The 23,589-nt window shown below is 70.1% G+C and carries 23 protein-coding genes and 2 pseudogenes; 6 read left to right on the top strand and 19 right to left on the bottom strand.

The window, feature by feature from the left end:
• Positions 1–44 precede the first annotated feature (44 nt).
• On the bottom strand, positions 45–1,163 hold the full coding sequence (locus SD460_RS45350) for an alpha/beta hydrolase (RefSeq protein ID WP_290052575.1): 1,119 nt from the start codon (positions 1,161–1,163) through the stop codon (positions 45–47).
• Positions 1,164–1,402: 239 nt separating this feature from the next.
• On the opposite strand from SD460_RS45350, the gene SD460_RS45345 reads away from it, so the two are divergent.
• Positions 1,403–2,194 carry an SDR family oxidoreductase gene (locus tag SD460_RS45345; RefSeq protein ID WP_290052616.1) on the top strand — a complete coding sequence of 264 codons (792 nt, stop codon included), beginning with the start codon at positions 1,403–1,405 and terminating at the stop codon, positions 2,192–2,194.
• A 172-nt stretch (positions 2,195–2,366) separates the two neighbouring features.
• Here the strand turns inward: SD460_RS45345 and SD460_RS45340 are convergent, their stop codons facing one another.
• Positions 2,367–3,158 (bottom strand): MBL fold metallo-hydrolase, encoded by a 792-nt coding sequence (locus tag SD460_RS45340; protein WP_290052573.1) that lies wholly within the window; start codon positions 3,156–3,158, stop codon positions 2,367–2,369.
• A gap of 229 nt (positions 3,159–3,387) precedes the next feature.
• Here SD460_RS45340 and SD460_RS46925 point away from each other — a divergent pair.
• A pseudogene (locus SD460_RS46925) lies at positions 3,388–3,477 on the top strand (DUF4383 domain-containing protein); the annotation flags it as partial.
• A gap of 267 nt (positions 3,478–3,744) precedes the next feature.
• Positions 3,745–5,694 carry a SpoIIE family protein phosphatase gene (locus tag SD460_RS45335; protein WP_290052571.1) on the top strand — a complete coding sequence of 650 codons (1,950 nt, stop codon included), beginning with the start codon at positions 3,745–3,747 and terminating at the stop codon, positions 5,692–5,694.
• A 254-nt stretch (positions 5,695–5,948) separates the two neighbouring features.
• Here the strand turns inward: SD460_RS45335 and SD460_RS45330 are convergent, their stop codons facing one another.
• The 6 genes from SD460_RS45330 to SD460_RS45305 form a co-directional block, all read right to left on the bottom strand.
• Positions 5,949–6,359 (bottom strand): STAS domain-containing protein, encoded by a 411-nt coding sequence (locus SD460_RS45330; RefSeq protein ID WP_290052569.1) that lies wholly within the window; start codon positions 6,357–6,359, stop codon positions 5,949–5,951.
• An 84-nt stretch (positions 6,360–6,443) separates the two neighbouring features.
• Positions 6,444–7,538, bottom strand: a complete 1,095-nt coding sequence (locus tag SD460_RS45325; RefSeq protein ID WP_290052567.1) for an ANTAR domain-containing protein — start codon at positions 7,536–7,538, stop codon at positions 6,444–6,446.
• Entirely contained in the window at positions 7,528–8,286 is a 759-nt protein-coding gene (locus SD460_RS45320; protein ID WP_290052565.1) for an ATP-binding protein, read from the bottom strand. Before SD460_RS45320 ends, SD460_RS45325 begins: the two co-directional genes overlap by 11 nt.
• 29 nt (positions 8,287–8,315) lie before the next feature.
• The gene (locus tag SD460_RS45315) at positions 8,316–8,603 is read right to left on the bottom strand and encodes a hypothetical protein (RefSeq protein ID WP_290052564.1); all 288 of its coding nucleotides are present in this window, start codon (positions 8,601–8,603) and stop codon (positions 8,316–8,318) included.
• Positions 8,604–9,164: 561 nt separating this feature from the next.
• On the bottom strand, positions 9,165–10,802 hold the full coding sequence (locus SD460_RS45310; RefSeq protein WP_290052562.1) for a hybrid sensor histidine kinase/response regulator: 1,638 nt from the start codon (positions 10,800–10,802) through the stop codon (positions 9,165–9,167).
• Entirely contained in the window at positions 10,799–11,518 is a 720-nt protein-coding gene (locus SD460_RS45305) for a response regulator transcription factor (RefSeq protein ID WP_290052559.1), read from the bottom strand. Before SD460_RS45305 ends, SD460_RS45310 begins: the two co-directional genes overlap by 4 nt.
• 86 nt (positions 11,519–11,604) lie before the next feature.
• Between SD460_RS45305 and SD460_RS45300 the strand changes: the two genes are divergently transcribed.
• Positions 11,605–11,787 (top strand): hypothetical protein, encoded by a 183-nt coding sequence (locus tag SD460_RS45300; RefSeq protein WP_290052557.1) that lies wholly within the window; start codon positions 11,605–11,607, stop codon positions 11,785–11,787.
• A 166-nt stretch (positions 11,788–11,953) separates the two neighbouring features.
• Here the strand turns inward: SD460_RS45300 and SD460_RS45295 are convergent, their stop codons facing one another.
• The 8 genes and pseudogenes from SD460_RS45295 to SD460_RS45260 form a co-directional block, all read right to left on the bottom strand.
• Positions 11,954–12,184, bottom strand: a complete 231-nt coding sequence (locus tag SD460_RS45295) for a hypothetical protein (RefSeq protein WP_290052555.1) — start codon at positions 12,182–12,184, stop codon at positions 11,954–11,956.
• 232 nt (positions 12,185–12,416) lie between these two features.
• The gene (locus SD460_RS45290) at positions 12,417–13,583 is read right to left on the bottom strand and encodes an acyl-CoA dehydrogenase family protein (RefSeq protein WP_290052552.1); all 1,167 of its coding nucleotides are present in this window, start codon (positions 13,581–13,583) and stop codon (positions 12,417–12,419) included.
• A gap of 454 nt (positions 13,584–14,037) precedes the next feature.
• Entirely contained in the window at positions 14,038–14,292 is a 255-nt protein-coding gene (locus tag SD460_RS45285) for a hypothetical protein (protein ID WP_290052550.1), read from the bottom strand.
• Positions 14,293–14,637: 345 nt separating this feature from the next.
• Positions 14,638–14,887, bottom strand: a pseudogene (locus SD460_RS45280) (IS701 family transposase); the annotation flags it as partial.
• A gap of 123 nt (positions 14,888–15,010) precedes the next feature.
• Positions 15,011–15,613, bottom strand: coding sequence for a hypothetical protein (locus SD460_RS45275; protein ID WP_290052548.1), 603 nt, complete (start codon positions 15,611–15,613; stop codon positions 15,011–15,013).
• The gene (locus SD460_RS45270) at positions 15,610–16,380 is read right to left on the bottom strand and encodes a hypothetical protein (protein ID WP_290052545.1); all 771 of its coding nucleotides are present in this window, start codon (positions 16,378–16,380) and stop codon (positions 15,610–15,612) included. Before SD460_RS45270 ends, SD460_RS45275 begins: the two co-directional genes overlap by 4 nt.
• Positions 16,381–16,384: 4 nt before the next feature.
• A complete protein-coding gene (locus SD460_RS45265; protein WP_290052543.1) occupies positions 16,385–16,735 on the bottom strand; it encodes a hypothetical protein in 351 nt (116 codons plus the stop codon).
• A gap of 16 nt (positions 16,736–16,751) precedes the next feature.
• On the bottom strand, positions 16,752–17,426 hold the full coding sequence (locus tag SD460_RS45260) for a hypothetical protein (RefSeq protein WP_290052541.1): 675 nt from the start codon (positions 17,424–17,426) through the stop codon (positions 16,752–16,754).
• A 257-nt stretch (positions 17,427–17,683) separates the two neighbouring features.
• On the opposite strand from SD460_RS45260, the gene SD460_RS45255 reads away from it, so the two are divergent.
• Positions 17,684–18,058, top strand: a complete 375-nt coding sequence (locus SD460_RS45255) for a hypothetical protein (protein WP_290052540.1) — start codon at positions 17,684–17,686, stop codon at positions 18,056–18,058.
• 88 nt (positions 18,059–18,146) lie between these two features.
• On the opposite strand, the gene SD460_RS45250 is transcribed toward SD460_RS45255, so the two are convergent.
• Positions 18,147–18,572, bottom strand: coding sequence for an NUDIX domain-containing protein (locus tag SD460_RS45250; RefSeq protein WP_290052615.1), 426 nt, complete (start codon positions 18,570–18,572; stop codon positions 18,147–18,149).
• Positions 18,573–18,762: 190 nt separating this feature from the next.
• Between SD460_RS45250 and SD460_RS45245 the strand changes: the two genes are divergently transcribed.
• A complete protein-coding gene (locus tag SD460_RS45245; RefSeq protein ID WP_290052539.1) occupies positions 18,763–21,597 on the top strand; it encodes a type 1 periplasmic-binding domain-containing protein in 2,835 nt (944 codons plus the stop codon).
• Between the two features lie 26 nt (positions 21,598–21,623).
• Here the strand turns inward: SD460_RS45245 and SD460_RS45240 are convergent, their stop codons facing one another.
• Both SD460_RS45240 and SD460_RS45235 read right to left on the bottom strand, forming a co-directional pair.
• Positions 21,624–23,042 (bottom strand): MFS transporter, encoded by a 1,419-nt coding sequence (locus tag SD460_RS45240; protein WP_290052537.1) that lies wholly within the window; start codon positions 23,040–23,042, stop codon positions 21,624–21,626.
• Positions 23,039–23,533: a MarR family winged helix-turn-helix transcriptional regulator gene (locus tag SD460_RS45235; protein ID WP_290052535.1), complete on the bottom strand. Its 495-nt coding sequence runs from the start codon at positions 23,531–23,533 to the stop codon at positions 23,039–23,041. The genes SD460_RS45240 and SD460_RS45235 overlap by 4 nt, the downstream gene beginning before the upstream one ends.
• Between the last annotated feature and the right edge of the window lie 56 nt (positions 23,534–23,589).

Genomic DNA, 23,589 nt, shown 5'->3' with positions numbered 1-23,589 from the left:
CACGCGACCTTCGGCGCAGCAGAGTGGAGTTTCGCTTTGCCCGATCACCTGTTTTCCCGACTGATCCCGGCCACCCTCGAACGGCGGGAATCGGTGCTCCGTCCCGTTGTCCGGGTGTTTCGTCCCGAAGGCGGCCGGTTGACGCGCAACCAGTCGACGATCGTTCGGTAGACCGCGTCGGCGTGGAGCAGGGCGAAGTGGTTGAGCCCGCCGAGCCACACGACCTCGGCGTCCTCTTCCAGGTCTGCTGCGGTGACCGGCGCCACGAGGAGGTCCCCGAGTACGCGCCCCCACCTGCTTCCCTCGGTGCGTGAGAGGGTGGCGGACACGAACAGGCGTCGAAGGCGTGCCGGGGGAGCCGGTCGTACCGGATTTGGTGGGTCGTGGTCCGCTGGCTGGTGGTGGACGTGGCCGTGGGCGAGGTCTTTGATCCCGTTGCTGCGCATCGCGAGCAGCCGGGTCAGCGGGGCAGTCAGTGGTGATCGGCTCAGGAGGCCGGCGAGCCGGGCGACGTTTCGCTCCAGGGGAGCGCCGACGTGCGGGGTGCCGAGGCACACCAGGCGCGTCACGCGGGAAAGCCACGGCACGCGACGGGTGGGCGCTTGGTGGAGGGCGCTGCGGGCGACCAGTCCGCCCATGGAGTGGCCGACGAGGATGATGTCGGCGACCGGTACCGGCCATGCGTCGACCAGCTGCGAGATCAGTGTGACGAGGTCGTCGCCGTTCTCGGCGACGTGCCGGCCCGAGTTGTAGCGCACGTAGACCGGGGTGACGTCGAGGTCTTCGACGAGCCGTGTCCCGAAGTCGGCCGGCGAGCCGGAACCGCGGAACCAGCTGCGCTCGGTCTCGACGAGTCCGTGCAGGAAGACGACCAGCGTGCCGGTCGCCCGCGGGAACGCCGCGGCGAGGGATCGCCGGTCCGGAGCGACTGTTCGCCGCCCGGCTCGGATGGTCATTCCGCCACGGTCGTCCTGGCCGAGGATGGACAGGTGGGCTCCGAACATCCCGTCGGCGACGCCGGTCACGCTGTGTCCGGCGGCGGACTCGAGCACCGTGCCGGTCCAGCACTTCCGGATGAATCGCGTGGGGACCTGCGAGGCGGTCAGTGCCAGAGCAACCACTTCGCTCGCCGTCTCGCCCACTATCGCGGTTGCCGTCTTCATCGTTCTTCTCTCTCGGTGGCGACGGAACAGGATTTCCTCCGCGATGGCTGATGGAGTCCGAGGCTCTGGAATGCGTTCCCGGTTGGCGGGCGGTTAACCGTCCGGGGTGAATGCGGTCGCACGTCGTGTGAAAGGAGGGGCCGGGGGTACCAGGGAAGCGTTCGCGCATCCGTCGACCGAGGAGCCGGCTCGTGTCCCAGCCCGCCCAGCAGCAAAGCCCGCCCGGAACCACCGCCGCGATGACCCCGCACCCCGACCACGGGGAGCGCACCTACCGCGGTTCCGGGAAGCTGACCGGGAAGGCCGCGCTGATCACCGGAGCGGACAGCGGGATCGGCCGTGCTGTGGCGATCGCCTACGCGCGCGAAGGCGCCGACGTGCTGATCTCCTACCTGAACGAGCACGACGACGCGGAGGAGACGCGGCGCTGGGTCGAAGAGGCCGGGCGCAAGGCCGTCGTGGTACCCGGGGACGTCGCCGATCCGGCGCACTGCCGCGCTCTGGTCGACCGGGCGGTCGAGGAGTTCGGCCGGCTCGACGTCCTGGTGAACAACGCCGCTTTCCAGATGACGCACGAGACGTTGGAAGAAATCCCGGACGAAGAGTGGGACCACACGCTCGCGACGAACCTCAGCGCGTTCTTCCACCTCGCGAAGGCCGCCGTGCCGCACCTGAAGCCGGGGGCGTCGATCATCGGCAGCTCGTCGGTGAACTCCGACAACCCGACTCCGCAGTTGCTGCCCTACGACGTGACGAAAGCGGGTGTGGCCAACATGTGCGCCGCGCTGGCGCAGCTGCTCGGCCCGAAGGGGATCCGGGTGAACAGTGTGGCGCCGGGGCCGATCTGGACGCCGCTGATCCCGTCGACGATGCCCGCGGAACAGGTCGAATCGTTCGGGCAGCAGGTGCCGTTGGGCCGGGCGGGACAGCCGGCGGAGCTGGCGCCGGTGTACGTGTTGCTGGCCTCCGACGACGGTAGCTACGTGTCAGGCGCGCGCATCGCGGTCACCGGTGGGAAGCCGATTCTGTGACGTCGAGCCGCGGCAGCGTCCGGATCGACGGGCGCGGCTGGTGGCCCACCGTCTGCGACATGGGCTGGTGCGGGCGCTCGCCGCAGGAGCCGTAGCCCGATCGTGCTCTTGCCCGGCCTCGGTGCGCCGGGGGCTCGACCGCCATGCGGCCGCTGTCTTCGGGAACCCGCCTTCAGAGTGGCAGGGACTCGCCGCGCTGCAGGAGGTGGATTCGGGTGGCTGGTTTGCGGATCCGGACCTCTTCGAGGAAGTTCGAGATCGGGGAGTGGAAGAGGCCGTAGTCGTCGAAGTGGACCGGGACGGCGTGGTGGGGTTCGAGGAGGTTCAGCAGATCGACGCCGCCGCGGTGGTCGAGGGTGACCAGGACGCCGAACGCTCGGGTGCCGCCGAGGTGGACGACGGCGAGGTCGAGGTCGGGGAAGTGCTGGCGGATGGTGCGCAGTTCGTCGTGCAGCACGGTGTCGCCGCTGATGTAGATGCGCAGCGGGTCGGTGTCCGGGCCGGCGTGGTATTCGATGACGCTGCCCATGACCGGCGGGAGGATGCGCTGCATGAGGCCGGGGGCGTGCCGGGCGGGTACGGAGGTGATCGTGACGTGGGCGTCGCCGTCGGTGAAGGTTTCGCTCATCCAGGTCGCGAGGGGGAGTGGGGCGTGGAAGCCGCGGCGGAGCAGCCGGGTGGCGGCGTGGTTCGTGGTGAGGATGGGGACGTCGCGGGGTAGTTCGCGGGCGGCGATGCGGTCGAAGTGGTCGCCGTGGAGGTGGGAGAGCAGTACGGCGGTCAGGGGTGGCAGTTCGGCCGGTTGGAGTGCGGGTTCGGTGCGGCGGCGGGAGAACAGGCCCTGGCCGAAGTAGGACCATTGGCCGCGGTGGAGGAAGTTGGGGTCGGTCAGGAACGTGAACGGGCCCAGGCGGAGCACCGTCGTCGCGGTCCCGACGAACATCAGGGAGTCACCGCCGGACATTGGTGGTCCTTTCACATCGAGGAGGGTTGAGGAAATGGTGCTGAGCCGGCGTCGGAGTTCCGGCATGAACGCCGGATCCGCGCGGGCGAGCGTGGCCGGATCGGTTTCCGGTGGCAGCGCGAGACCGGTGCGCAGCACGTCGTCGACTGTCGCACCTGCCAGACCGTGCACGCCGTGCTGAGGGTCATGACCTCCCCGTACCCGGCGCGGTGGTGGACAAACGGCGGTTCTGCCAGTCGACCACGGCAGCTACGCCAACTTCGTGCCGGTCAACACCGCGGACAACTGGCTGCACCTGGGGCTGGGCGTCGGCATGATCGCCCTCGGCCTGTTCACCGCCCGCGCCGGGGCGAACCCTCGTGCGGCCCGCGGTCCCGGTGCAAGCCGGCGAGACGCCCCTCGTGGTGTCCGGCAGCGCCGGGCTGGTTTGAACGTCTCCTGCACTCGGGCCGAGCTGCGCTCACTCCATCGCCGAAGTCCAGGCGATCTCGATTCGGTGGCATTGTCGCTCCGGTCGCGGGTACCTCGACGGAGGACGGCAGGCGTCGGGCACGGCCGCGCCGAGGTGCGCAGAGGTGAGGAAGCTATGGACGAGCTGGACCAGCGGGTGGGCCCGGCGGCGGTCGTGCGGGAGCGGTTCGACGCGATGGGCATGCTCGTGGCCTTCTACCAGGGCCCCGAGTTGCGGACCGTGGGGGCGAACGCGGCGTTCCGGGCCTTCGCCGGCCGAGACGACGTGATCGGCCGGACCTTCGACGAACTGCTCCCGGAGCTGACCGCTCAGCGGATCAGCCCGTTGGTGCACCGGGTGTTCACCACCGGCGAGGTGCAGATCGGCCGCGAATGGCGCTTCCAGGTCGACGGCGACGAGCCCGAAGCGCGCCGGGAGTTCTTCCTGGACTTCATCGCCGAGCCCTACCGCGACGCCGGCGGCACCGTCGTCGGTGTCACCGGCATCGCCACCGACGTCACCGAACAGGTCCGGCTCAGGCAGGCCGAACAGCAACGTACTCTCGACGCGGAGCGCCGCTACGACAACGCGCGTGACACGATCACCGCGCTGCAGCGACAGCTGCTGCCCCCGGGACTGCCGGTGCTGCCGTCGGTTCACATCGCCGGTAGCTACCTGCTCGCCGACGCCGCGGACGCCGCGGGCGGTGACTGGTTCGACGCCATCTCGTTGTCCGGCGGCCGGGTCGCGCTCGTCGTGGGCGACGTGGTCGGGCACGGTGTCGCGGCGTCGGCGGCGATGGGGCAGCTGCGCGCGGTCTTGCAGGACCGGCTCGACGAGTCCGGGGACGCGCTGGTCGCACTGGCCGCGGTCGACCGGATGGCCACCCGCGTGCCCGAAGCACGGGCGGCGACCGTCTGCATCGTCGTGCTGGACCCGGCCGACGGCACCTTCTCCTGGTGTTCGGCGGGGCACCCGCCGCCGCTGATCATCGCCGGGGCGAAGACCCGCTTCCTGCCCGCGGCCGGGACTCGCCCGCTGGGCACCGGCGCGGTCTACGCGACCTCGACCGACCGGCTCGACCCCGGTGATCTGGTGCTGCTCTACAGCGACGGGATCATCGAGCGCCCCGGCCGGGAACCGGCCGCCGCGATGGTCGAGCTGGCCCAGGTGGCCGCCGACGCCGTGGCCGGGCACACGTTCAGCGACAGCGAGCAGCTCACCGCGGAGCGGGCGTGCACGCACATCCTCGAGCTGCTGGTGCGCGACACCGGGCACACCGACGACATCACCCTCCTCGCCGCCCAGTGCCACGCGGCCCAGGCGCCGCTGCGGCTGAAGCTCGATTTCGCCGACGGCGACAACCCGATCACCGCTGTCCGCAAGGCCCTCACCGTGTGGCTGACCAGGCTGGGGACCGGACCGGAGGACATCCTGACGCTCACCCACGCCGCCGTCGAGCTGGTCACCAACGCCGCCGACCACGCCCACCCCGACATTCCTGGCGGCACCGCGACCCTCACCGCCGAACTGACGACCGACGGGCGCGTGCGCATGCGAGTGTCCGACGAAGGGAAGTGGCGCGAACGAGCGCGCCCCGGCAGCGAAGGCTTCCGCGAGCACGGCGGCCTCGGCCTGGCGATGACCCGCCAGTTCGTCGACCAGCTGGACATCGACCCCGGGCCGGCCGGCACGACCGCGACCGTGCACCACCGCCTGTCCCGGCCGTCGCGGCTGCTGACCGCCGAGCAGCTCACCGGCACCACCCCGGCCACGGCTCCGGAAGAGCTGACGCTCCTGCTCGACCAGCCGCACGCACCCAGCAACCGGGTCGCGGTCCACGGTCCGCTCGACGGCACCACCGCGGACAAGTTCGCCGCCGAACTCGACCGGTACACCCTCGGCGGCACCCACACGGTGACCGTCGACCTCATCGGCGTGTCCCACCTCGCCAGCGCCGCGATCGCCGTGCTGCTCGCGCGCCGTGCGTCGCTGCGGCTGTACGCGCCGCCGGAGACCGTCGCCCACCACGTCCTGAGCGTGGTGGGGCTGGAGCACCACTCCGGCGATCCCGACGTCGCCTGAAGGGGGCCGTCAGGTCCCGTTCGGCTGCGGGAACGAGCAGGGGGATCAGGCGTCTTCCAGGCCCAGGCGTCGCAACGCGACGTGCGGAAGCTCGCCATAGGACTCGCGGTAGTCGGCAGCGAAGCGGCTGAGATCGACGTTGCCCCGGTGCATCGCGATCTCGGTGACCGTTCCGCCTCCGCTGCCGGCGGCCCGGGCGATGTCGGCGACCCCGAGGTCCAGATCCGGGTTGGCCTCGATGCAGGCGCAACCGGTCAGGGGCCGACGTTCCAGCTGGCTTTGGCCTGATTGACGAACGACCTGCGGCTGCCGGCGGACAGCGCCGCGGAACGGCTGGGGTAGCAGTCGAGCACGGCCGCGAACCCGGTGACCCGGAGCACGTGCTCCGCTGGGCGGCTGCCGCCGGTCACGACGCGGAGCCGGGTGGCGCCGGCCGTGTCGTGGGTGAGGCGGATCGAGCGCGCACCGGCAACGGACATGAAAGTCACCCGTGACAGATCCAGCACGAGGACTTCGGGCTCTTCGCTGAGGACCTGGACGACAGTGCTGGCGAGCTTCGGCGTCGTTCCGGCGTCCAGTTCGCCCGACAACGCCAGAGCCACGATGCCCCTGCTGGTTTGCAGGCGGATGACGCCCAAGCGCTCCGGTTCGAACGAGATGCCCACCGCCGCCACCTCCCGGTATCGGCTTTCCCCTGTCCTCGCCCCGCAACTCGGCGTGTCTACCCCATAGAGCGAGCGGCGAAACCGTCAGCCGTGGTCGGGCGGAGCCAGCGCGGTGTGGTTGCCGATCAGGCCGGCGGCGATGTCGGTCAGTTTGACGTTCAGGTCCTGGGACGTGCGTCGCAGGAGATTGAACGCGGCGTCGGCGTCGAGTCCCTGGCGGGCCATGAGGATGCCTTTCGCCTGACCGATGACGTCGCGTGAGGCGATCGCGCGGCGCAGGTCGGCGCGTTCGAGTTCGGCGATTTCGGTGCTGCGGGCGTGTTGCAGGGCCAGCGAGGCGTGGGTGGCCAGCAGCAGCGCGCGGTGGCGGTCGGTGTCGGTGATGCCGTCGCGGTGGGCGTAGATGTTGAGGGCGCCGCTGATGGTGGCCGGGCCGGACGGCGGCACGATCGCGGTCGAGAGTACGGCGCCGAGGCCGTGCGCGGTGGCCACGGCGGCGAACTGCGGCCACGAGGTGGTCCGGGCCAGGTCCTGCTCGAGGGCGTAGGCCGGTCCGTCCGGAGTGGCCGCGTCCAGACACGGACCTTGCCCGGTGCGGTACTGCACGTCGTCGAGGTCGGCGGCGACGTCGGGCGCGTCGACCGGGGTGAAGAACCGCCCGCCCGGATCGCGCAGGGTGATGCTGACCAGCCGTGCGTGCGGGACGATCACGGTCGTGGCGGCCACGACTTGGGTGAGGGCCTGCCCGACGCTGGTGGCGTCCAGCAGGACGCGGGTCAGCGCGGCCAGCTGGTCGCCGAGCCGCTCGAACTCGGGCTCACCGAGGGGCGTCGCGTTGACGGCCTCGTCCACGCTGGTGTGCATCGGCAGCGTCGCCGCCGGCACCGCGCCGCGCAGGATCCGGGCGTTGAGGCTCGCCAGGTCGAGCAGCACCGCCGAACGGACACCGTGATCCGCGCGCTCGGTCGCGAACCTGACCAACGCCCGCACCCCGGCCGCGGACAGCAGTTCCAGATCACGCAGGTCGAGCACGACCAGCCAGGGCGGGGGTAGCACCGCTGTCGCGTCGGTCAGCTTTCGCAGGACGGTCTCGGCCGTGCCCGCGTTGAGCGTCCCCGACACGCGCAGCAGGAAGGCCTGCTCGGCGGTCACCGGAACGACGTCGACTTCACTGACCATGGCTACCTTTCGTTGACGGATCGGGGGACCGCAGGACCGCCCAGACGACCTTGCCACCCAGCCAGGAGCGGCTGCAGCCCCAGGTCCGCGCGGTCTGCGCCACCAGCTGCAGGCCCAGGCCCGGCTCGACCGGCGTCAGGCGTTCGCGCCGCACGGCGGGCCGTGGATCGTCGTCCGCCACCGCCACCCGCATCAGCGCGCGGCGCAGCTCCAGCCGCACCCGGGCCGGCGAAGTCGTGTGCTCGACGGTGTTCTCGACCAGCTCGGTCGCGATCAGCTGCGCGTCTTCGGTGTACTCCGGAACCGCCCACCGCGTGCAGGTCTCGGCGACGAACCGCCGCGCCAGGGCCGAGGCCGACACCGTCGGCGCCAGCTCCCGGACGGCCCGCCGGCGTGGAGCCTCGTCCCGCGCCTGCTCGGCGGTGACCACGTCCGGGTGCACGGCGACGAACTCGCCGATCGACCGGGCCCGCAAACCCGCGACGTGCTCGGGCCGGTCCGCGACCAACGCGAACGACACGCCCGGCCAGTCGTCGATCCGCGCGGCGATCACCGCGAACACGCTGAGCAGCCGTTCGTGCTCGACGGTGAGGTCGCGGATGTCGACGACGACGCAGTCCGGCGCGTCCGTCGCGAACTTGAGGACCCCATCACGCAACCGGGACGCGGTCGCCGGGGTCAGCGCTCCGCCGGCGGTCACCACCGTGGACCGGGAGCGGAACTCCGGTTCGAGATGCAGGTCGGTCACGAGTTGTCATCCTCGGTTCGATCAGCGCTCTACCAGGTCGGCAAAGCCCTGCCTCGTGTTCGTCGTACGGTAGCGCCGAATGCCGGCGGTCCGCATTCGACGGCAGCCGCGTCACGTGATGATCGAGACACCGATCCGCCGGGCGATCTCGCTTTGAGTGAACTCGTCGACCGGGCGTACCCGGTTTCGTCGTCGGCGAGCTGGTCGGCGATCGTGAGACCGTCGTCGGCGGCGGCGGCGGAGACGGGCACGTCGATCGACCACTTGCTCAACCGCCGCGCGATGTTTTCGGCCACAGCGAGGTGTTCGGTGATCAACCGCTCTCGTACCGCGGGGCGGCGGGGGTGTTCGCGGTCCAGAGCGCCGTACTGCTGGAACAGTGGCGTGCAGTGGGCGTACTCATCGGAGTGTCGTGGTGCCGGCACAGTGGCTGACGTTCGTTCGGACGCTCGGACCATGGTGTCGGATACCCGCGATCGTCCACTTCACACTATCGCGGGGCTGCCATCGAACGATGCTCAGAAAATCAGCTCGTCGAAATTGAGGCGGCCCCAGGCGACCTTGCCGCCGTCGTGATGGTGCCCGCATCCGGGGTTTTGCGCCGGCGCCGTCGGTGACGGCGACTGTCACCTCGTACCGCTCCGGCGAGAAGGTGATCTTGCTCCGCTGCTTCCCAGGTCACCCGCACGGTGCTCCGCCGATCGCCGACCACCGGCGCACCCGTCGGTGTCACCGGCATCGCCACCGACGTCACCGAACAGGTCCGCCGCGCGACTACGTCATGGCCAAGATCGCTCATACCTCAGGAGTCCGTGCGAACAGGCCGCGGGCGTGCGCTCGGGTTGTCGTGCGTGTTCAGCCACTCGCGAGTGGGCCTGTCACTCCTGTGGGCGGTCACCGGCGCGCTGCGCCAGCAGGAGTTCCAGCTCGGTGAGGTCGAGCGGTTTGGCGAAGTGGGCGTCGAACCCGGCGGCTCGGCCGCGGTCGACGTCGACGTCCTGGCTGAACCCGGAGACCGCCACCAGCAGGGCGTCCCGGTGGCGGGCGCTCCGGCGCAGCGTCCGGGCGATCTCGTAGCCGTCGGTGTCCTCGCCGAGTGCGAGGTCGCACAGGACGACGTCGAACGTGGTGGAACCGGCGGTCGCCAGTGCGTCGCCGGCGTTGGTGGCCACCGTGACGGCGTTCCCGCGGCGGCGCAGCATGATCGCGGTCATCTCGGCCAAGTCGGCGTTGTCGTCCACGAGGAGCATCCGCAATGCCGGGTAGGCGGCGTGCTTCTCGGCCGGCGGAGCGGTCTTGGCGGTGAGCGGGATGCGGACGGTGAAGGTCGCTCCGGTCCCCGGGCCGGCGCTGTGGGCCTCGACGTCGCCGTCGTGGAGTTCGGCGATGCCGCGGACGATGGCGAGCCCGAGGCCGAGGCCGCTCGACGCGCGGGTGCCGGTGGTGGCCCGCGTGAACGGGTCGAAGAGGGTGCCGGCGACCGCGGGGTCGAAGCCGGGCCCGGTGTCGCGGACGCGCAGTTCCGCGTGGCCGTCGCGCACCCGCAGCTGCACGGTGACATCGGTGGTGTCGTCGGTGTGCTTGCGCGCGTTGTCCAGCAGGTTGGTCAGCAGCTGGCCGAGGCGGACGGGGTCGCCGTCGATCGGCACCGGTTCGCCGGGGAGGGTGACTTCGGGGCGGGGGAGGGACGCGGGCAGGTCGTCGAGCGCCGCGTGGACGAGGGCGCGGAGGTCCAGCGGGGTGCGGGTGGCGCGGAGGTTGCCGGTCACGACGCGGGCGGCGTCGAGCAGGTCACCGGTGAGCCGGCTGAGGGCGGTGAGCTGGCGCTCCAGGACCGCCTGGGCCGGGTGGCCGGTGACGTCGAGCCCGAGCACGTCCAGCGCGGCGGTCGCGGACGCGAGCGGGTTGCGCAGTTCGTGCGACAAGGTGGCGATGAACCGGTCCTTGGCCCGCTGCTGGGCCCGCAGCTCCGCGGTGACGACGGCGAGGGCGGCGTTCGCGTCGCGCAGCTGCTGGTTGGCTTCCTGCAGGTCGCGGGCGCGGGAGAACAGGTCCGCCTCCATCTGCTCGACCTGGGCCGCGGCGCGTTCCCGGTCCTGCTCCCGCAGGGTGACCAGCTCCGTGACGTCCTGCACGCGGTGCACGATGAGGGTCACCCGCCCGGCGTCGTCGAGGACCGGGCTGTTGATCGGGCTCCAGTACCGCACGACGAACCGGCCGTCCGGCTGGCGGATGTCGTAGCGCTGCAGGGCCATCGCGTCCGCCCGCCCCGTCTCTACGACCGTCTGCAGCGACCGCCGCAGGTTGCCGACGCCGTCGGCGTCCGGGTCGTCGGGGTTGTCCGGGAACACCTCGAACATCGGTTTCCCGGCGACCTCGGCCGGGTCGATCATGGTGGCCCGCGCGTAGGCGTCGTTGATGGTGACGATCGTGAAATCGGCCGTCATCACCAGGTACGGCGAGGGCAGGTGCTCGAACAGCAGGCGGTAGTCGAGCCCCGCGGCTCCGGGGGTCACGGGTCCAGCCGGTAGCCGGTGCCGCGCACGGTGACGATGCGGGGCCGGTCCACCCCGGCGTCGGTGAGCTTGCGACGCAGCCGGTAGACGTGTTCGACGACCGACGGGTTCTGGCGCTCGCTCGCCCACCCCCAGCCCGCGGACCGCAGCTGCGCGGTCGTGAAGACGCGGCGTGGCTCGGCGGCGAGGAAGGCCAGCAGCGCGTACTCCAGCGGGGTGAGGGCAAGCCGCTCGCCGTCGGCGGTAACCTCGTGGGAGGCGGTGTCGATCGTGAGCGTGCCGTGGCGGAGCACCGGGTCGGCCTCCGGACGGCGGCTGCGGCGCAGGACCGCCCGGATCCGGGCGGCCAGTTCCGGGAGGGAGAACGGTTTGACCACGTAGTCGTCGGCGCCCAGCTCCAGGCCGACGACCCGCTCGCGTTCGCTGCCCCAGCCGGTCAGGATGATCACCGGCAGGTGCCGGCCGGCGCGGACCCCGCGCAGCAGGTCCAGCCCATTGCCGTCGGGCAGCCCGAGATCGAGCACCATCAGGTCGGCGTGGTGCTCGCGCAGTGCCGCGGCAGCCGACCGCGTGTCGCTCGCCGTCACGACCTGGAAGCCGTCGCGGCGCAGGTAGTCCCCGGCCATCGCGACGAGGTCCGCTTCGTCTTCGACGAACACCACGACCGGTCTGGCGAGGTCCGTGCCGAGCGGCTCGTAAGCCCGGCTGTCGTCCATCGGACGCCCATCCGGCGGTGATCCCGCGTCCATGTTCGGAAAGTACCACTGAGGGTCGGCTTTCCACTTCGGCGAAGGGAGCGGGCTTGTCCAGTCCGCGAGGCGACGACGAAACCCGGTGCGACGAGGCGTCGCGGGTGACCGAGGTGACCAGCCGGGTCCGCGGGCTCCTGGACGGGTCCGACCGGCGCCTCGGCCGGGCCGAGGAACTGCTTGCCGGCTCGGCGCGCCGCATCGAGCTCTCGCAGTCGCGGCTGGTGTCCGAGTAGGACGACGTCGCGAGGAGCGGGATGGCAGGACCAGCGAAGTAGCGGAGGTCGCGCTCGAATGGGGCGAGCTGCCGGTGGCGGGGACGCTTTCCGTGCTCGGATCGAATGGATCTTGGGCACCCTTCGTCCGTCTCCGGTCAGCACCCCGGAGTCACGCATTACTCGCCTAGGTGGCCCTGAGGTGTTCGGGGAGTTCGCCTCGGTTCCAGTGCACCGCCGTGTGCAGCGCGGAGATCAGGGCTTCGTCGTCGGCGAGGGTCGGCGTCTCGCCCATCGGGAGCCACACCGCGCGGTCGACGACGTCGTCCTGCAGGTAGGTCAGCAGGACGCCGGCGTAGGACAGCTGATCCTCGGGCTCGCCGCGTTGATGGCCCGTCCGAGGGTCACCGGCAGACATTCTGTGCCGGTCGAGGGTGACCGTGCGGTGTTCGACCTGAACCAGTACTCGGCGTGAACGACCGCTCACGGTGCGCCTCCCGCGTGGTGCCAACGAATGCCATCTGCGTGCGGCGGGCTGTTTCACCGTTGTGTGGGAAATCGCTGGGACACTTCCACGGGTTACACCGGTTTGCTGTGAGCCGTGGCGCAGCGAGACTCCCGGTTGGGCATCCGATCTCGATGTCGAACGCTCAGCCCATGAGGAGCGGTCCACCCGCCCCGGTCACCAGCAGGCCGTGGTTCTCGATGGTGAGGTAGGACGTGACCTGGGCGTGGCGGGCGCCGACGTTGATGTCCCGCCAGAACCGTTGCAACGGGTTGCCGAGGGCGAAGGCGCTGGAGCCGTGGAGATCCAGCAGCAGGTCGACCGCCCGCAGGAACTGCTGGAGAACGGAGACCAGCTCCATCCGCAAAGCGGACCGCTGCACGTCGGTGACCTCTTCACCGGGGGCCTGGTCGGCGATCCGGTCCGCCAGGCTGAGCAACCGGTCGCAACCGCTGGTCACCATGTGCTTGGCGGTGGCGAACACATGCCTCGCCGAGGCCGACTCGGCGAGGCTGTCGTACGGCGACATCGGAGGCTTGCGTGTACCGACCACGGCCTCTACGACGTCCAGTGCGCCGCGCGCCGCCCCGGCCAGCACCCCCACGACCGCGACCGACTGGGAGACGATGCTCAGCGGCTCTCCGAGCGTGACGTCGGGGGCGCCACCGGGGCCGAGCGGGAACTGGACCGTTCGCTCCGCGGGTACGAAAACATCGTCGGCGACCACCGTGTGGCTGCCCGTGCCCTGCAAACCGGCCACCCGCCAGGTCCGGTCGATGGCCAGTTCGGACATCGGCACGAGTGCACCGCCCACCTGAGGCACACCGTCGGCCACGGACACCACGGACAACAACGCCCAGTGAGCGTCCTCGGCCCCGGAGGCGTAAGCCCACCGCCCGCTGACCCGCACCCCGCCCGGGGCCGCCACGGCCTCGCCGGGCGTCGCACCGCCGCACCACCGCACGTCGGGCTGGGGGTAGACGTCCGCGAGCACCTCCTTGGGGAACAGCTTGGAAAAATGCTCCTTCGTTCCCGCCGAGATCGTCACCAGCCATGCCGAGGACGGACAGCCCCGCGCCAATTCGGACAGCACTCGCACCTGCGTGGGCAGATCGACGTCCGTGCCGCCGAACTCGACCGGCGTGCCCAGCGCGAACAGGCCGGCCGCACGCAACACCTCGAGGCTTTCCGGGGCAACGCGGCCCTGCTGGTCGGTGGCACCAGCGTGCGCGGCCAGCACCGGCACCGCCGCACGTGCGCGCGCAACCAGGGCCTCGGCCGCCTCCGACGTGTCTCGAGCCGTCTTCGTCATGTGGTGTCTCTTTCCTCGAAAGGCTCGCCGCGCCGAGTGGCGTCGGACAAGGTAGAACGTTCTGTCTACCGTCAAGGTAGCAGCGCCGCGAGACGGCGGTCAAGGCGGTGCCAGCTCCACGATGCGGCTATGGCCGGCCACCTTGTTCAATCCGCCGCCGCCGGAGTTGTACGCGCTCGTGACCGGGACGCCCGCCGTCATGTGCCGCTGCGGGCTCAACGCATTTCTGTTGATGACCGGCCTGTTGTCGGCCAAGCATTCGCAGCAGCCCTATTGCGGCAGGGGCCGGTTTCCTGTCGCTCGTGCTAGAGCTCCATGCGGCGCTATCGGCGGGCGAAGGGTCGTGGTGCCGCAACGGTATCTGGTCGGTGCGCTTCTGAATCGTTCTCGTAATCGTGACCGAAACCGCTGCTTGCTCGCCTTGGCGCGAATCGAACACTGTGAGACCGTCGTTTCATCGAATCGGTCCAGTGCCTGCGGCGAAAAATTTCGTTGTTGTGGAGGGGTTTTCATGCGTTTTCGCGATCATCGTGTGCGCGGTTCTGTCGATCGCCTGCCCGAAGTTGACGAGCCCGTGTCGCTGCCGGCCCGGGTCGCTCTGCTGCTGGCCGACCGCGACGCTGGTGACCTCGTCTATCGCCTTGCCCGGCTGCTCGTCTTTGGTGCGGTTCTGATCGGCGCCATGACCTGTACGGTTCTGATCGTCCATCCGGAAGTGGTGACAGCGCTGGTCAGGTCGCGGTAGCGCAGGGGCCTGATGGCCCCGATCCGGCTACCGCAGTCGTAGAGTTTGGGGTCGGCCAGGTCGGGTTTCGCGATGTCCACTGTGGCGTCGTGGTGCTCGGGCGACGAGGTCGATCGTGTGGTGCAGCGCGGAAAGCATGCCGAGGCCGAGCAGATCGAACTCGACCAGCCCGAGGGTGGCGCAGTCGTCCTTGTCCCCGATGCGTCAAGACGCCCATATGGATGACCGACGCCCACGTGCTCGGCGTGTGCGACTTTTGCCGACTGCTCGGGCCTGAACCGGCCGGTGCGGGTGAGCTCGTGGTACACCCGGGTCGCCAGTGCGGACGACGTAGTCGCGCACGTCGTTGCGGACCCCGTCGATGTCCCAGTCCGCCCAGCGCAGCAGCCGCTGCATCCCGTCCGGCGAGACCTCGCCCGGACCGCTCGGCCAGCGTCCATCCGTTCTTCCGCCCCAACCCGGCGACCAGCCCGGACACATATTCCCGCGCCCGACCTCGAGGCTCAGACCGCGTGAACCGGCCCGCGATCCGCTCATGCACCCTGTCCAGCTGCTCCATCACCACATCGACGATCTACCAAAACCCTGCTAACCGCCGTTGCAGTACTAGCTGTGATGTCCAGGGAGGCCTCCGGGCAGACCCGCCGTGCACGCATCGGATGGGCTGATCTCCTGTGCGGGGTTATCGGGGCTGCAGCAGGTCGTAGAGGGTCCGGGCGATGGCCGTGGCACGGTCCTTGCAGGTTTGGGTGTCGCTGCGGGTGGCGTCGGGGGTGTCGACGCCGACCTTGAACGTGGCGTTGCTGTCCAGGACGACGAGTTCGCACATCTGCCCGCTGGGCGCGAGACCCCAGGCCGCTTTCTCACCCAGCTGCAGGGCCGGGTCGAGTTCGTAGGCGCCCGTCGAGGCGACGGTGTCGAATGCGGTGCGCTGCCGTGCGACGGTGCTGATCTCCAGGTCGAGACGCACTGACGTGCCGGCCGTCGCGTCGGTGAAGGTGCACAGCCGGCCGGGGCTGCCCTCGAGTTTCGTGTCGGAGCTCTTCGGCGGGAGGTCTCCGACGCGGGCGGCGACGTCGTCGCAGGTGGGCAGTGCCGTGGCCGCGTATTTGCCGTCGACGTCACTGGGGCTGCCGCTGCTGCTGAACAGGACGATCGCGCCCACGGCGATGCCGGCCAGGACGAGGACGCCGACGACGACGATCGCGATGATCGGGCCGGGGCCGAGCCCGCGTTTCGGTGGCTGGGGCGCCCCGTTGTAGGGCGGGTAGCCGGGGGTCGTCACAGGTCGACCGCCTGCGGCCATTGCCCGCCGGGCAGCCGGGAGTCGACCATCAGGCTCTTGGCGTCGCGGATGCTGGAGAGGGTGTCCATGACCTGGTTGGCGATGGCGCCGAGCCGGTTGATGCCGTCGGTGACCAGTCCGCCGATCGCGCCGGCGAGGTCTTTGACCGCGAAGGGGAGGTTGATGACGGTCGCGCCGTCGAGCGCGGCCTCGGCCAGGGCGCCGAGGAACTTGGCGACCACGTCCAGCAGGCCGGTCATGAAGGTGACGTTGAGCTTGGCGATGTTCATCAGCCAGCTGCTGATCGCATCCGCTTTGCCGCCCTGGGCGCCGATGGCCTCGACGGCTTCCCGCTGCTTCACCGCCCGGTTCCGGTACTCGGTCGCGCCCCCGCCTTCCCAGTAGCCGAGGTTCGGATCGGCTGGTTTCTCCACCGAGCCGACCATCTTCGACATGTCCTTCTGGACGTGGTTCTGCCAGTTGAAGCTCTGCACGATCAGCGACACCACCGGTGTGTGGTGCTCGACCGCGTATTGCACCAGCTTCACGACTTTGTCCAGGCCCTCACGGATCTTCTGCAGCCCGTCGGAGATCCAGATCATGGCCGGACCGAGGACGTACTTCCAGTCGTTGATGTGGTGCACGGCCGCGTTGTACTTGTCGATGATCTCCTTGATCTTGGCCTGGACCTTGCGGAACAGGTCGTCGAGGGGACCGGTGAGCTCTTCGGGCCCGGCGGGGCCCAACGGGTCGAACGGGGTGTCCATCTGGTTACCTCGGCGGCGTTCCGTAGATCTGCGTGAGATCGATTTCGGTGATCTCTTCGGCCTGGTCGTACAGCTGCGCGGTCTTCTGCAGTGCTCCGTCGATCTGGTCGAACTCGGTGGCCGCGCCTTTGAGGGCACCTTCGACGTAGGAGCGCAGGGTTTCGTAGGTGTCGCTGAGCGCGGCCGCGTTGAAGACGCTGGCGACGAGGGTGATGGGGTCGCCGACGAAGAACGCGGTCTGGCCCAGTGTCGCGTTGGTGACGACGGGGGTCACCTTGTTCACGGTGTCGGCGAACCCGCGCCATTTCGTTCCCTCGGCGCGCACCGCCGAGGTGATCACCTTGTAGCCGACCATTCTCTGCTGCCCCCTTCTACTCGTCGTACCGGAACTCGAAGGGTTCCTCGTCGTCCCCTTCGCCAGCGGGGGAGTGTGGCGCCGGCTGGCTGAGCGCCGCGGTCGGTGCGGCCAGTCCGGCGGCGGCGAACATCTCGAGGAAGTCCTGTCGCAGCCGGTCCGCGCCGGCCCTGGCCAGGATGTTGGCCGAGCCGCTCACGCCGGTGGGATCGCCGCCGCGCAGGTGGAGCAGGAAGAACCCGAGCGGGCTGCGGACGTCGGTCGCCTCCGGGGCGCTCCGGCCGGCCTCGGCCCGCTCGATGGCTTCCAGTCGCGTGTCGATGTCGCTGATGCGCGCCCGGATACCGGCGATCCACTCGTCGAACGACTTTCCGGTGACGTCATCGACGGGGATGTCGGCCGAGAGGTGAGCGGGTTGCGGGTCGGCGGCGTTGGCGAGCTCGACGACCATCGCGCGCTGGATGGCCTGGATGTAGGTGTCGAACAGGACACCGGCGAGCTGGTCGGCGGGGACGCGCGAGCTCCATCGGAGCTGGATGTCGACGTCGGACAGTCGGCGCTGGGCGTCGACGGTGACCTTGATGGTGTGGCTGGCGTCACGCGCTTCGTATTCGGCTGCCGGTTCGACGCGTTCGTCGCCCGGCTGCAAGAGGTTGTCCAGTTGCGCGTTCACCGCCGATACGTCCGGCATGTCCAGTTCTGCGAACGTGACATCGTCGCGATTGAACCCCAACGGTCCTCCCCTTTGCGCCCGGCCGGGCTACACCGCCGCGACGATAGTACAGATGGTCCGATATTCGGCGCGATTCCGCTGGTGGAGTGACTCAGCTGACGATGGCCGTGGCTGTCGAAGACGAATTTTCATTCTCGGCTAAACCGGTGTGGGTCTTCGTGCGTGTTCGGACGTCGGCCCCAACCGGGGCCGGCTCAAGGAAAGAGGGAGGGACCATGCGGAAGACCAGGGTGTGGGTCGGTCCGGCGGCGGTGCTGCTGGCGATCGGGACGGCGGTGGCGGTTGCGCCGGCGGCGTCGGCGCAGGACTACATCGGCTCGATCAACAACTGCAACGGTCGGTGCGGGTACGGGGGTGTCACCAACAACCTGACGCGGGTCTACGCGTGCGACACGAAGAGCGACGGCTACGGTTTCCGCACCTCCTACGTTCTCCGCAACGGGGCGAGCGGCTACGTCGACGACGCCAATGGCAGCGATTCCGGTTGTAGTGCGGTGATCCCGGGAACAGCGTCCAACCCGGTCGTGCGCTTCGGCGTGACGTGGAAGCGCACGGGTGATCCCGTTTCCGCGTGGTTCAACCTGACCTGACCGCGAGCCGTGCCCGCCGGCAGCACATGGTGCGAGGTCTGAATTCGGGTTCTGGAATCGCCGCTTCGAACTGCGGAGAATGGCGCTTTCAGGCGATGAGTGCGAGGGGCGCAGTCGGGAATCGGCCGTTGAGGAGCGTTTCAAACAGCTCTGGCAGCTCGGCGGGCAGCAGCTTGTCCGCGCACTCGGCCAGTGCGGTGGCCGGCCACCAGCGTCGTTCGACGAGGCCGGCGCGCTCGTTGGGGGAGTGCCGGAGAGCCATCTGCGGGACGGTGTCGTCGATGCGGGCGAGGAAGACGTGGTCGAGGCGGTGGTGTTTGCGGCCGCGGTAGGTGAAGCGGCTTTCGCGGGGCCAGAGCTTGCGCCCGATCTCTGCGAGGACGAGCCCGGTCTCTTCGGCGATCTCGCGGCGGGCGGTGTCCTCGATCTTCTCCCCGGCGTCCTGGCCGCCACCCGCCAGTTCCCACCAGTGGTGGCCGGGGTCGTCAGGGTCTCGTGCGTGGCAGGGGGGCAGGGTGGTGGATCGTCGACCGTCGTGATGTCACCTGACCGTACGTCGGCGCCGACGCCGCGACATAGGGCGTCACCGCGTGGAGTATGCCGGGCCGTGGGCTCGGCCCAGCGGTGCTCCCTACCCGAGTGATTCACTGGCGGGACGGCAAAAATGCGGGACCCCTCTCCGCGGCCCCGTGTGACCATGGGTCATGGCACAGACCACTTCCGTCACCCAAGAGCACCAGCGGGATCCGCTCGCCTTCCCCGGGAGCGAGAAGCTGGTGAAGCTCATCGGCGCGCTCTACCAGCGGCCGCGGATAGGGGATCTGCCTCGGTCGCTGCACCAGGCGAACGTCGAGTGGGAGCCGGGGTACCAGGATCGGCAGGAACGCGCCGGGCGTCGTGGGCTGCCGATGGTCTGCCTCGTTCGGTCGGACTACTGCGAGGGCCTCCTCGAGGAATTCAGCTCACGGCTTCGCAGCGCCCGGCCCAGTGGCAGTGTGCGATACGCCTACCTCCCGCTCGGCGAGCGCGAAGCGACCGACACCGAGGGGGCCGCGACCGTCGCCAGCGTCAAGGCCGTCCGGGACATCCTCTGGAAGGCGCGTACCGAACTGCTCCGCAGCCCGCGCTCCCGCGGTACCGGCCTGCGCTTCGGGCTGTTCACCCTTGCTGTACAGCTGATGGGGGAGCAGTTGTCCGGGCAGGACTCCGCGCCCGAACGGACGTTGCTGCGGCGGTTGCAGGAGAACGGCCTGATGGTGCGGTTCCGCTCGGCGATCGAGAACGTCGGGCAGGAGCTCGTGCCGCAGAACGTCGCGTGGCGGATCCCGTTGCTGCTGCTGCGGCTGCTGACCATGGCCACGTTCCGGATCGCCGTCACCGGGCGCGTGCCGGGGCTTTCCGGCCGGTACCGCTGGTTTCTGCGCCAGCCGCACCTCGCGCCGGAGATGTCGGGCAGCTTCGTGCGGTTCGCGCTGCGCCTGACCGACGGTGAGTGGCAGCGGGAGTCGCCGGAGTTCGTCGGGCGGCTGCTGGTGAACGCGTTCCTCGAAGACCTCCGCCGCGGGTACCGGCTGCGCCCGGCCGGGTTCTGGCGCCGCCGGCGGATGACCTACCCCGTGCTCCTGCTGGACCACGTGAGCACCGTCAACGGCGGTTACCGGCTGCTGAAGCTGATCAACGACGTGCGGAACCAGACCGGCCTGTTCGACCCGTTGCTCGTGGTCAGCACGAGCAACGCGCCGCCGCCGGACGCGACGGTGAGTGAAGAGCGGCCCAACCACACCGCTACCGAAGCCGGTGGCGCCTACCGCGCCTGGCAGCACGAGCTGCTCAAGGACCGCCGCGCCCGCGACGCCGCCGCGTGGTACCTGCCGATCCGGCTGGCCCCCGCCGGTTCCCCCGACCAGCGGCGCGGGACGCGCAAGGAGCTGCGGTCCCTCGGCGACACCTACGTGTTGCGCCGCCGCCAGTCCAGTCCGCCGTGGTGGGCCACGCGATGGATGCGGATGGGTGTTCCCCTGGTGGTCCTCGGCCTCGTCGCGAGCGTCGTCCTCCTGCGGCACGAGGACTTCCGTGCGAGCCACTGCGGCACCTCCAGCGAGCTGCTCACCTGGACCGGCAGCGAGTGCGTCGGGATCTCCGACGGCTCGTTCACGCTGTTCGACCCGGCCGACGGCACCATCCGCCAGGTCGAACAGGTGATCGTCGACCAGAACCGGCGCGCCGAAAAGCTGCACGAAGAGCACGGCGAACGGCCGTACATCACGCTGGTCGACTTCGAGGCACTGACCTCGTCCAACGACACCGCCGAGGGGCTGACCGCCGAGCGGGAGTCGCTGGAGGGGTTCGCCGTCGCGCAGCTGCGGCAGCTCAACGCGACCGCGACGTCCGAGCCGATCGTGCGGATGCTGATCGCGAACGGCGGCCGCGGGATGCGCGAGGGCGTGCGCGTCGCCGGACAGCTGAAGCAGCTGGCGGAGCAGGACAAGAGCGTCGTCGGTGTGGTCGGGCTGGACATGAGCAGCGAGCCGACGCGGGAGACCATCCGCGCGCTGGGCAACGCCGGCATCCCGGTGGTCGCCTCTACGCTGTCCGCCGACGACCTCGCCGACCAGAACCCCATCTACTTCCAGGTGGCGCCGCAGAACCGGCGCGAGGCAGCCGTCGCCGCGGCGTTCGCGCACCAGCAGCCGGGCCCGCGCACGCTGCGCGTCTACTACTCCGACGACGACGCCGACAGCTACAGCACCAACCTGCGCGACGACGTGGTGAAGTCGTTCAAGGACCAGGGTTTCTCGGTCGAAGCCCGCGCGTTCGCGCCGGACGGTGGGCAATTCGCGCCGCAGTCGCACGAGCGGTACGGCGACCGGCTGGTGGGCAACGCCGCGTCGGCCGGCCGGGACACCTGCTCGTACGACGGCTTCGTCTTCTTCGCCGGCCGCGGGGTCCCGGACTTCGGCGACTTCGCCGGTGGCGCCGCGCAGTGCGGCAGCAGGGCGACGGTGATCGGCGACGACGACGTCAGCCGCTACGTCGCCGACCAGGTCGCCCGCGAGCAGAACCGGGCGCTGCCGTACTACTACCTGTCGTTCGCGAACGAGCCGGCGACCGATCCGCAGGGCTTGGCGCGAGACTTCTACACCACGCTGAACAAGACGTTGTTCCCGTTCGAGCAGACCGAGCGCGGCCGTTCCTTCGACGGCCACGCCGGGCTGTCCTACGACGCCGCGCTGGTGATGATCACCGCCACCGCGTACCTGCGCGAGACGTCGGCGAACATCCCGGTGACGCCGGGTGCGGTCTGGCGCGAGATCACCGCCATCCACACGTCGCGTCCGGACGCGCAGCAGACGAACAAGTACATCGAGGGCGTCACCGGGACCATCGACTACGGCGGGGACATCGGCCGGAACGTGCCGGAGGACAAGCCGGTCGCCGTCCTGCGCGTCGAGGGTGGCGAGGTGAACCGGACGCCGAAGGCCTTCTGCGGGCTCGCCATCGGCCACAGCTCGGACCCGTGGTGCCCGACGGATCGCTGAGTCCGGATTGCCGAAGTCGGGGAGTGTCAAGGCTTTTCGGGGCGACCGGTCTTCTTGTCTCCGGCGGCGTCGCTTCGAGGCAGCCCCCGGATGGCGAGGACGGTCAGCACCAGGAGAACCGCGCCGAGCACGGTGAGCACGAGGGCCACCGTGTGGAGGCCCTCGTCGGAGGCGCGTTCGCCGTAGGCGACGCCGATCAAGCTGGACGACAGGATCGCGCCCAGGTAGGTGAACGTCCGGAGGAGGCCGGCGGCGACGCCGATCGTCTCGGTGGGGGCCTGGTGGTAGAGGGCCGCCTGGTTGCCGATGACCCCGAGGCCCGAGATCACCGCGAACGCCATCGTGACCGCGATCAGCAGCCACACCGGGGTCGTCGCGTGGAACGCGAGCAGGCAGGCCGGTCCGACGACCGCGGCGATGCCCGTGGCCAGCAGGCAGGTGCGGATCCGGTTCCCCCGTGAGAAGGGGATGGCCAGCAGCGCCGCGACCACGGACATCGGCACCATCACGTAGCCGGCCGTGGACGCGGTGAGGTGGCGTCCTTGCTCCAGCCACTGCGTGAACCCGTAGAGGACGCAGTAGCTCAGCAGGAACATGATCGCGACGCGGACGTAGGTGGCCGACAACGCGCGGTTGCGCACCAGCATCCTGACGTCGATGAACGGGTGCCCGGCCCGCGTTTCCCACCAGAGCAGCGAGGCGCCGAGGACCACCACGAGCGCCGCGAAGATCCAGCGTGGGTGGTGCAGGTCCTGGAAGAACACGATCAGGCTCGCGGTGGCCGCGGCGAACAACGCCATGCCGATCAGGTCGAGTGCGCGGGCCAGGGGGACCTTCGACTCGCGCTCGCGGGAGCGGCGAGGCAGCCAGCGCAGGGCCGCGGCCAAGGTCAGCAGCGCCAAGGGCACGTTGATCAGGAAGGTCGCGCGCCAGCCGCCGAGCGCGACGAGCAGGCCGCCCAGGGGGAGGCCGATGGTGGCGCTCGTCTGCCCGGCGATCGCGAGGGCGCCGATCGCGCCTTCGGCGCGGCCGCCCGGGTTTTCGGCCGCCCAGCGGCGGACCAGCATCATCGCCGTCGGGTAGCCCGCGGCCGTGCCGATCCCGAGTACCGCCCGTGCGACGAGCAAGGTGGTGAAGTCGGGAGCCAGCACGCCGAGGAGCCCGCCGAGCGCGACCAGGACGAGGCCGCACAGGAACGTGTTCCGCGCGCCGAACCGTTCGGCCAGCTTGCCCATCGCCGGCTGGCCGATCGCGCTGGCGAGGTAGAGCGCCGCGACCAGTCCCGCCGCCGATGCCGCGCTGACGCGGAAGGCCTGCCCGATGGCGACCAGCGCGGTGGCGAGCACGGAACTGTTGATCGGGTTGAGCGCCGAGCCGAGGACGAGGGGCGTGAGGTACCGCCACCCGGGAGCGATCCGGCCGGGGGCGGCGGCGACGGTCTTCACCGGTCCGCCGGAGGCCAGGGCGCCGCGGGGCGCGAGCGGACGGTCCGCGTCCCGGAGAGCCGGTCGAGGAGCTCGATCAGCTTCGGCACGAGGTCGCGTTCTTCGTCGGTCAGCTCCTGGTCCAGGGCATCGGCGAGCCACGTGTTCCGCAGGGCGGACGCGGTCCGGACCGTTTCGCGCCCCTTGGCGGTCGGCTCGATCAGCATGCGGCGCGCGTCCGCGGGGTCGGGACGGCGTTCGATCAGGTCGTCGCGCTCCAGCGCGGTGACGATCTGGGCCATCGACTGCGGGCGCATGTGCTCCGCCGCGGCGAGCTCACTCGTCGTGACGGCGGTAGCGCGGACGATGCGGTCCAGGGTGACGAGCTGACTCCTGGTCCAGGGGACGGGCAGCCGGAGCCCTTCGGTGCGGAGCCGTCCGCGAAAGCGCTGGACGGCCAGGTCCAGACCTGCGGCGAGGGTCGCCGAAGGGTCCGAGTCGTCTTCGTTCATGCGACCGAGAGTACAGGCAACCTGAACAGGTAGCCTGTCTAATTGGTCACGGTATA

The organism is Amycolatopsis solani (assembly GCF_033441515.1).
GTDB classification, from domain to species: Bacteria; Actinomycetota; Actinomycetes; order Mycobacteriales; family Pseudonocardiaceae; genus Amycolatopsis; species Amycolatopsis solani.
Note: the sequence above shows the minus strand (reverse complement) of the source record. Positions and strands in the feature narration are given on the sequence as shown.

What these genes read in the sequence shown, in the direction of transcription:
- SD460_RS45340 (WP_290052573.1), bottom strand. Translation starts at nt 3,158, where the DNA reads ATGTCCGGCGGTGACTCCCTGATGTTCGTCGGGACCGCGACGACGGTG.
- SD460_RS45295 (WP_290052555.1), bottom strand. Translation starts at nt 12,184, where the DNA reads ATGTCTGCCGGTGACCCTCGGACGGGCCATCAACGCGGCGAGCCCGAG.
- SD460_RS45265 (WP_290052543.1), bottom strand. Translation starts at nt 16,735, where the DNA reads ATGGTCGGCTACAAGGTGATCACCTCGGCGGTGCGCGCCGAGGGAACG.
- SD460_RS45325 (WP_290052567.1), bottom strand. Translation starts at nt 7,538, where the DNA reads ATGGTCAGTGAAGTCGACGTCGTTCCGGTGACCGCCGAGCAGGCCTTC.
- SD460_RS45270 (WP_290052545.1), bottom strand. Translation starts at nt 16,380, where the DNA reads ATGGACACCCCGTTCGACCCGTTGGGCCCCGCCGGGCCCGAAGAGCTC.
- SD460_RS45260 (WP_290052541.1), bottom strand. Translation starts at nt 17,426, where the DNA reads ATGCCGGACGTATCGGCGGTGAACGCGCAACTGGACAACCTCTTGCAG.
- SD460_RS45285 (WP_290052550.1), bottom strand. Translation starts at nt 14,292, where the DNA reads ATGGACGATCAGAACCGTACAGGTCATGGCGCCGATCAGAACCGCACC.
- SD460_RS45235 (WP_290052535.1), bottom strand. Translation starts at nt 23,533, where the DNA reads ATGAACGAAGACGACTCGGACCCTTCGGCGACCCTCGCCGCAGGTCTG.
- SD460_RS45255 (WP_290052540.1), top strand. Translation starts at nt 17,684, where the DNA reads ATGCGGAAGACCAGGGTGTGGGTCGGTCCGGCGGCGGTGCTGCTGGCG.
- SD460_RS45305 (WP_290052559.1), bottom strand. Translation starts at nt 11,518, where the DNA reads ATGGACGACAGCCGGGCTTACGAGCCGCTCGGCACGGACCTCGCCAGA.
- SD460_RS45335 (WP_290052571.1), top strand. Translation starts at nt 3,745, where the DNA reads ATGGACGAGCTGGACCAGCGGGTGGGCCCGGCGGCGGTCGTGCGGGAG.
- SD460_RS45245 (WP_290052539.1), top strand. Translation starts at nt 18,763, where the DNA reads ATGGCACAGACCACTTCCGTCACCCAAGAGCACCAGCGGGATCCGCTC.
- SD460_RS45290 (WP_290052552.1), bottom strand. Translation starts at nt 13,583, where the DNA reads ATGACGAAGACGGCTCGAGACACGTCGGAGGCGGCCGAGGCCCTGGTT.
- SD460_RS45350 (WP_290052575.1), bottom strand. Translation starts at nt 1,163, where the DNA reads ATGAAGACGGCAACCGCGATAGTGGGCGAGACGGCGAGCGAAGTGGTT.
- SD460_RS45345 (WP_290052616.1), top strand. Translation starts at nt 1,403, where the DNA reads ATGACCCCGCACCCCGACCACGGGGAGCGCACCTACCGCGGTTCCGGG.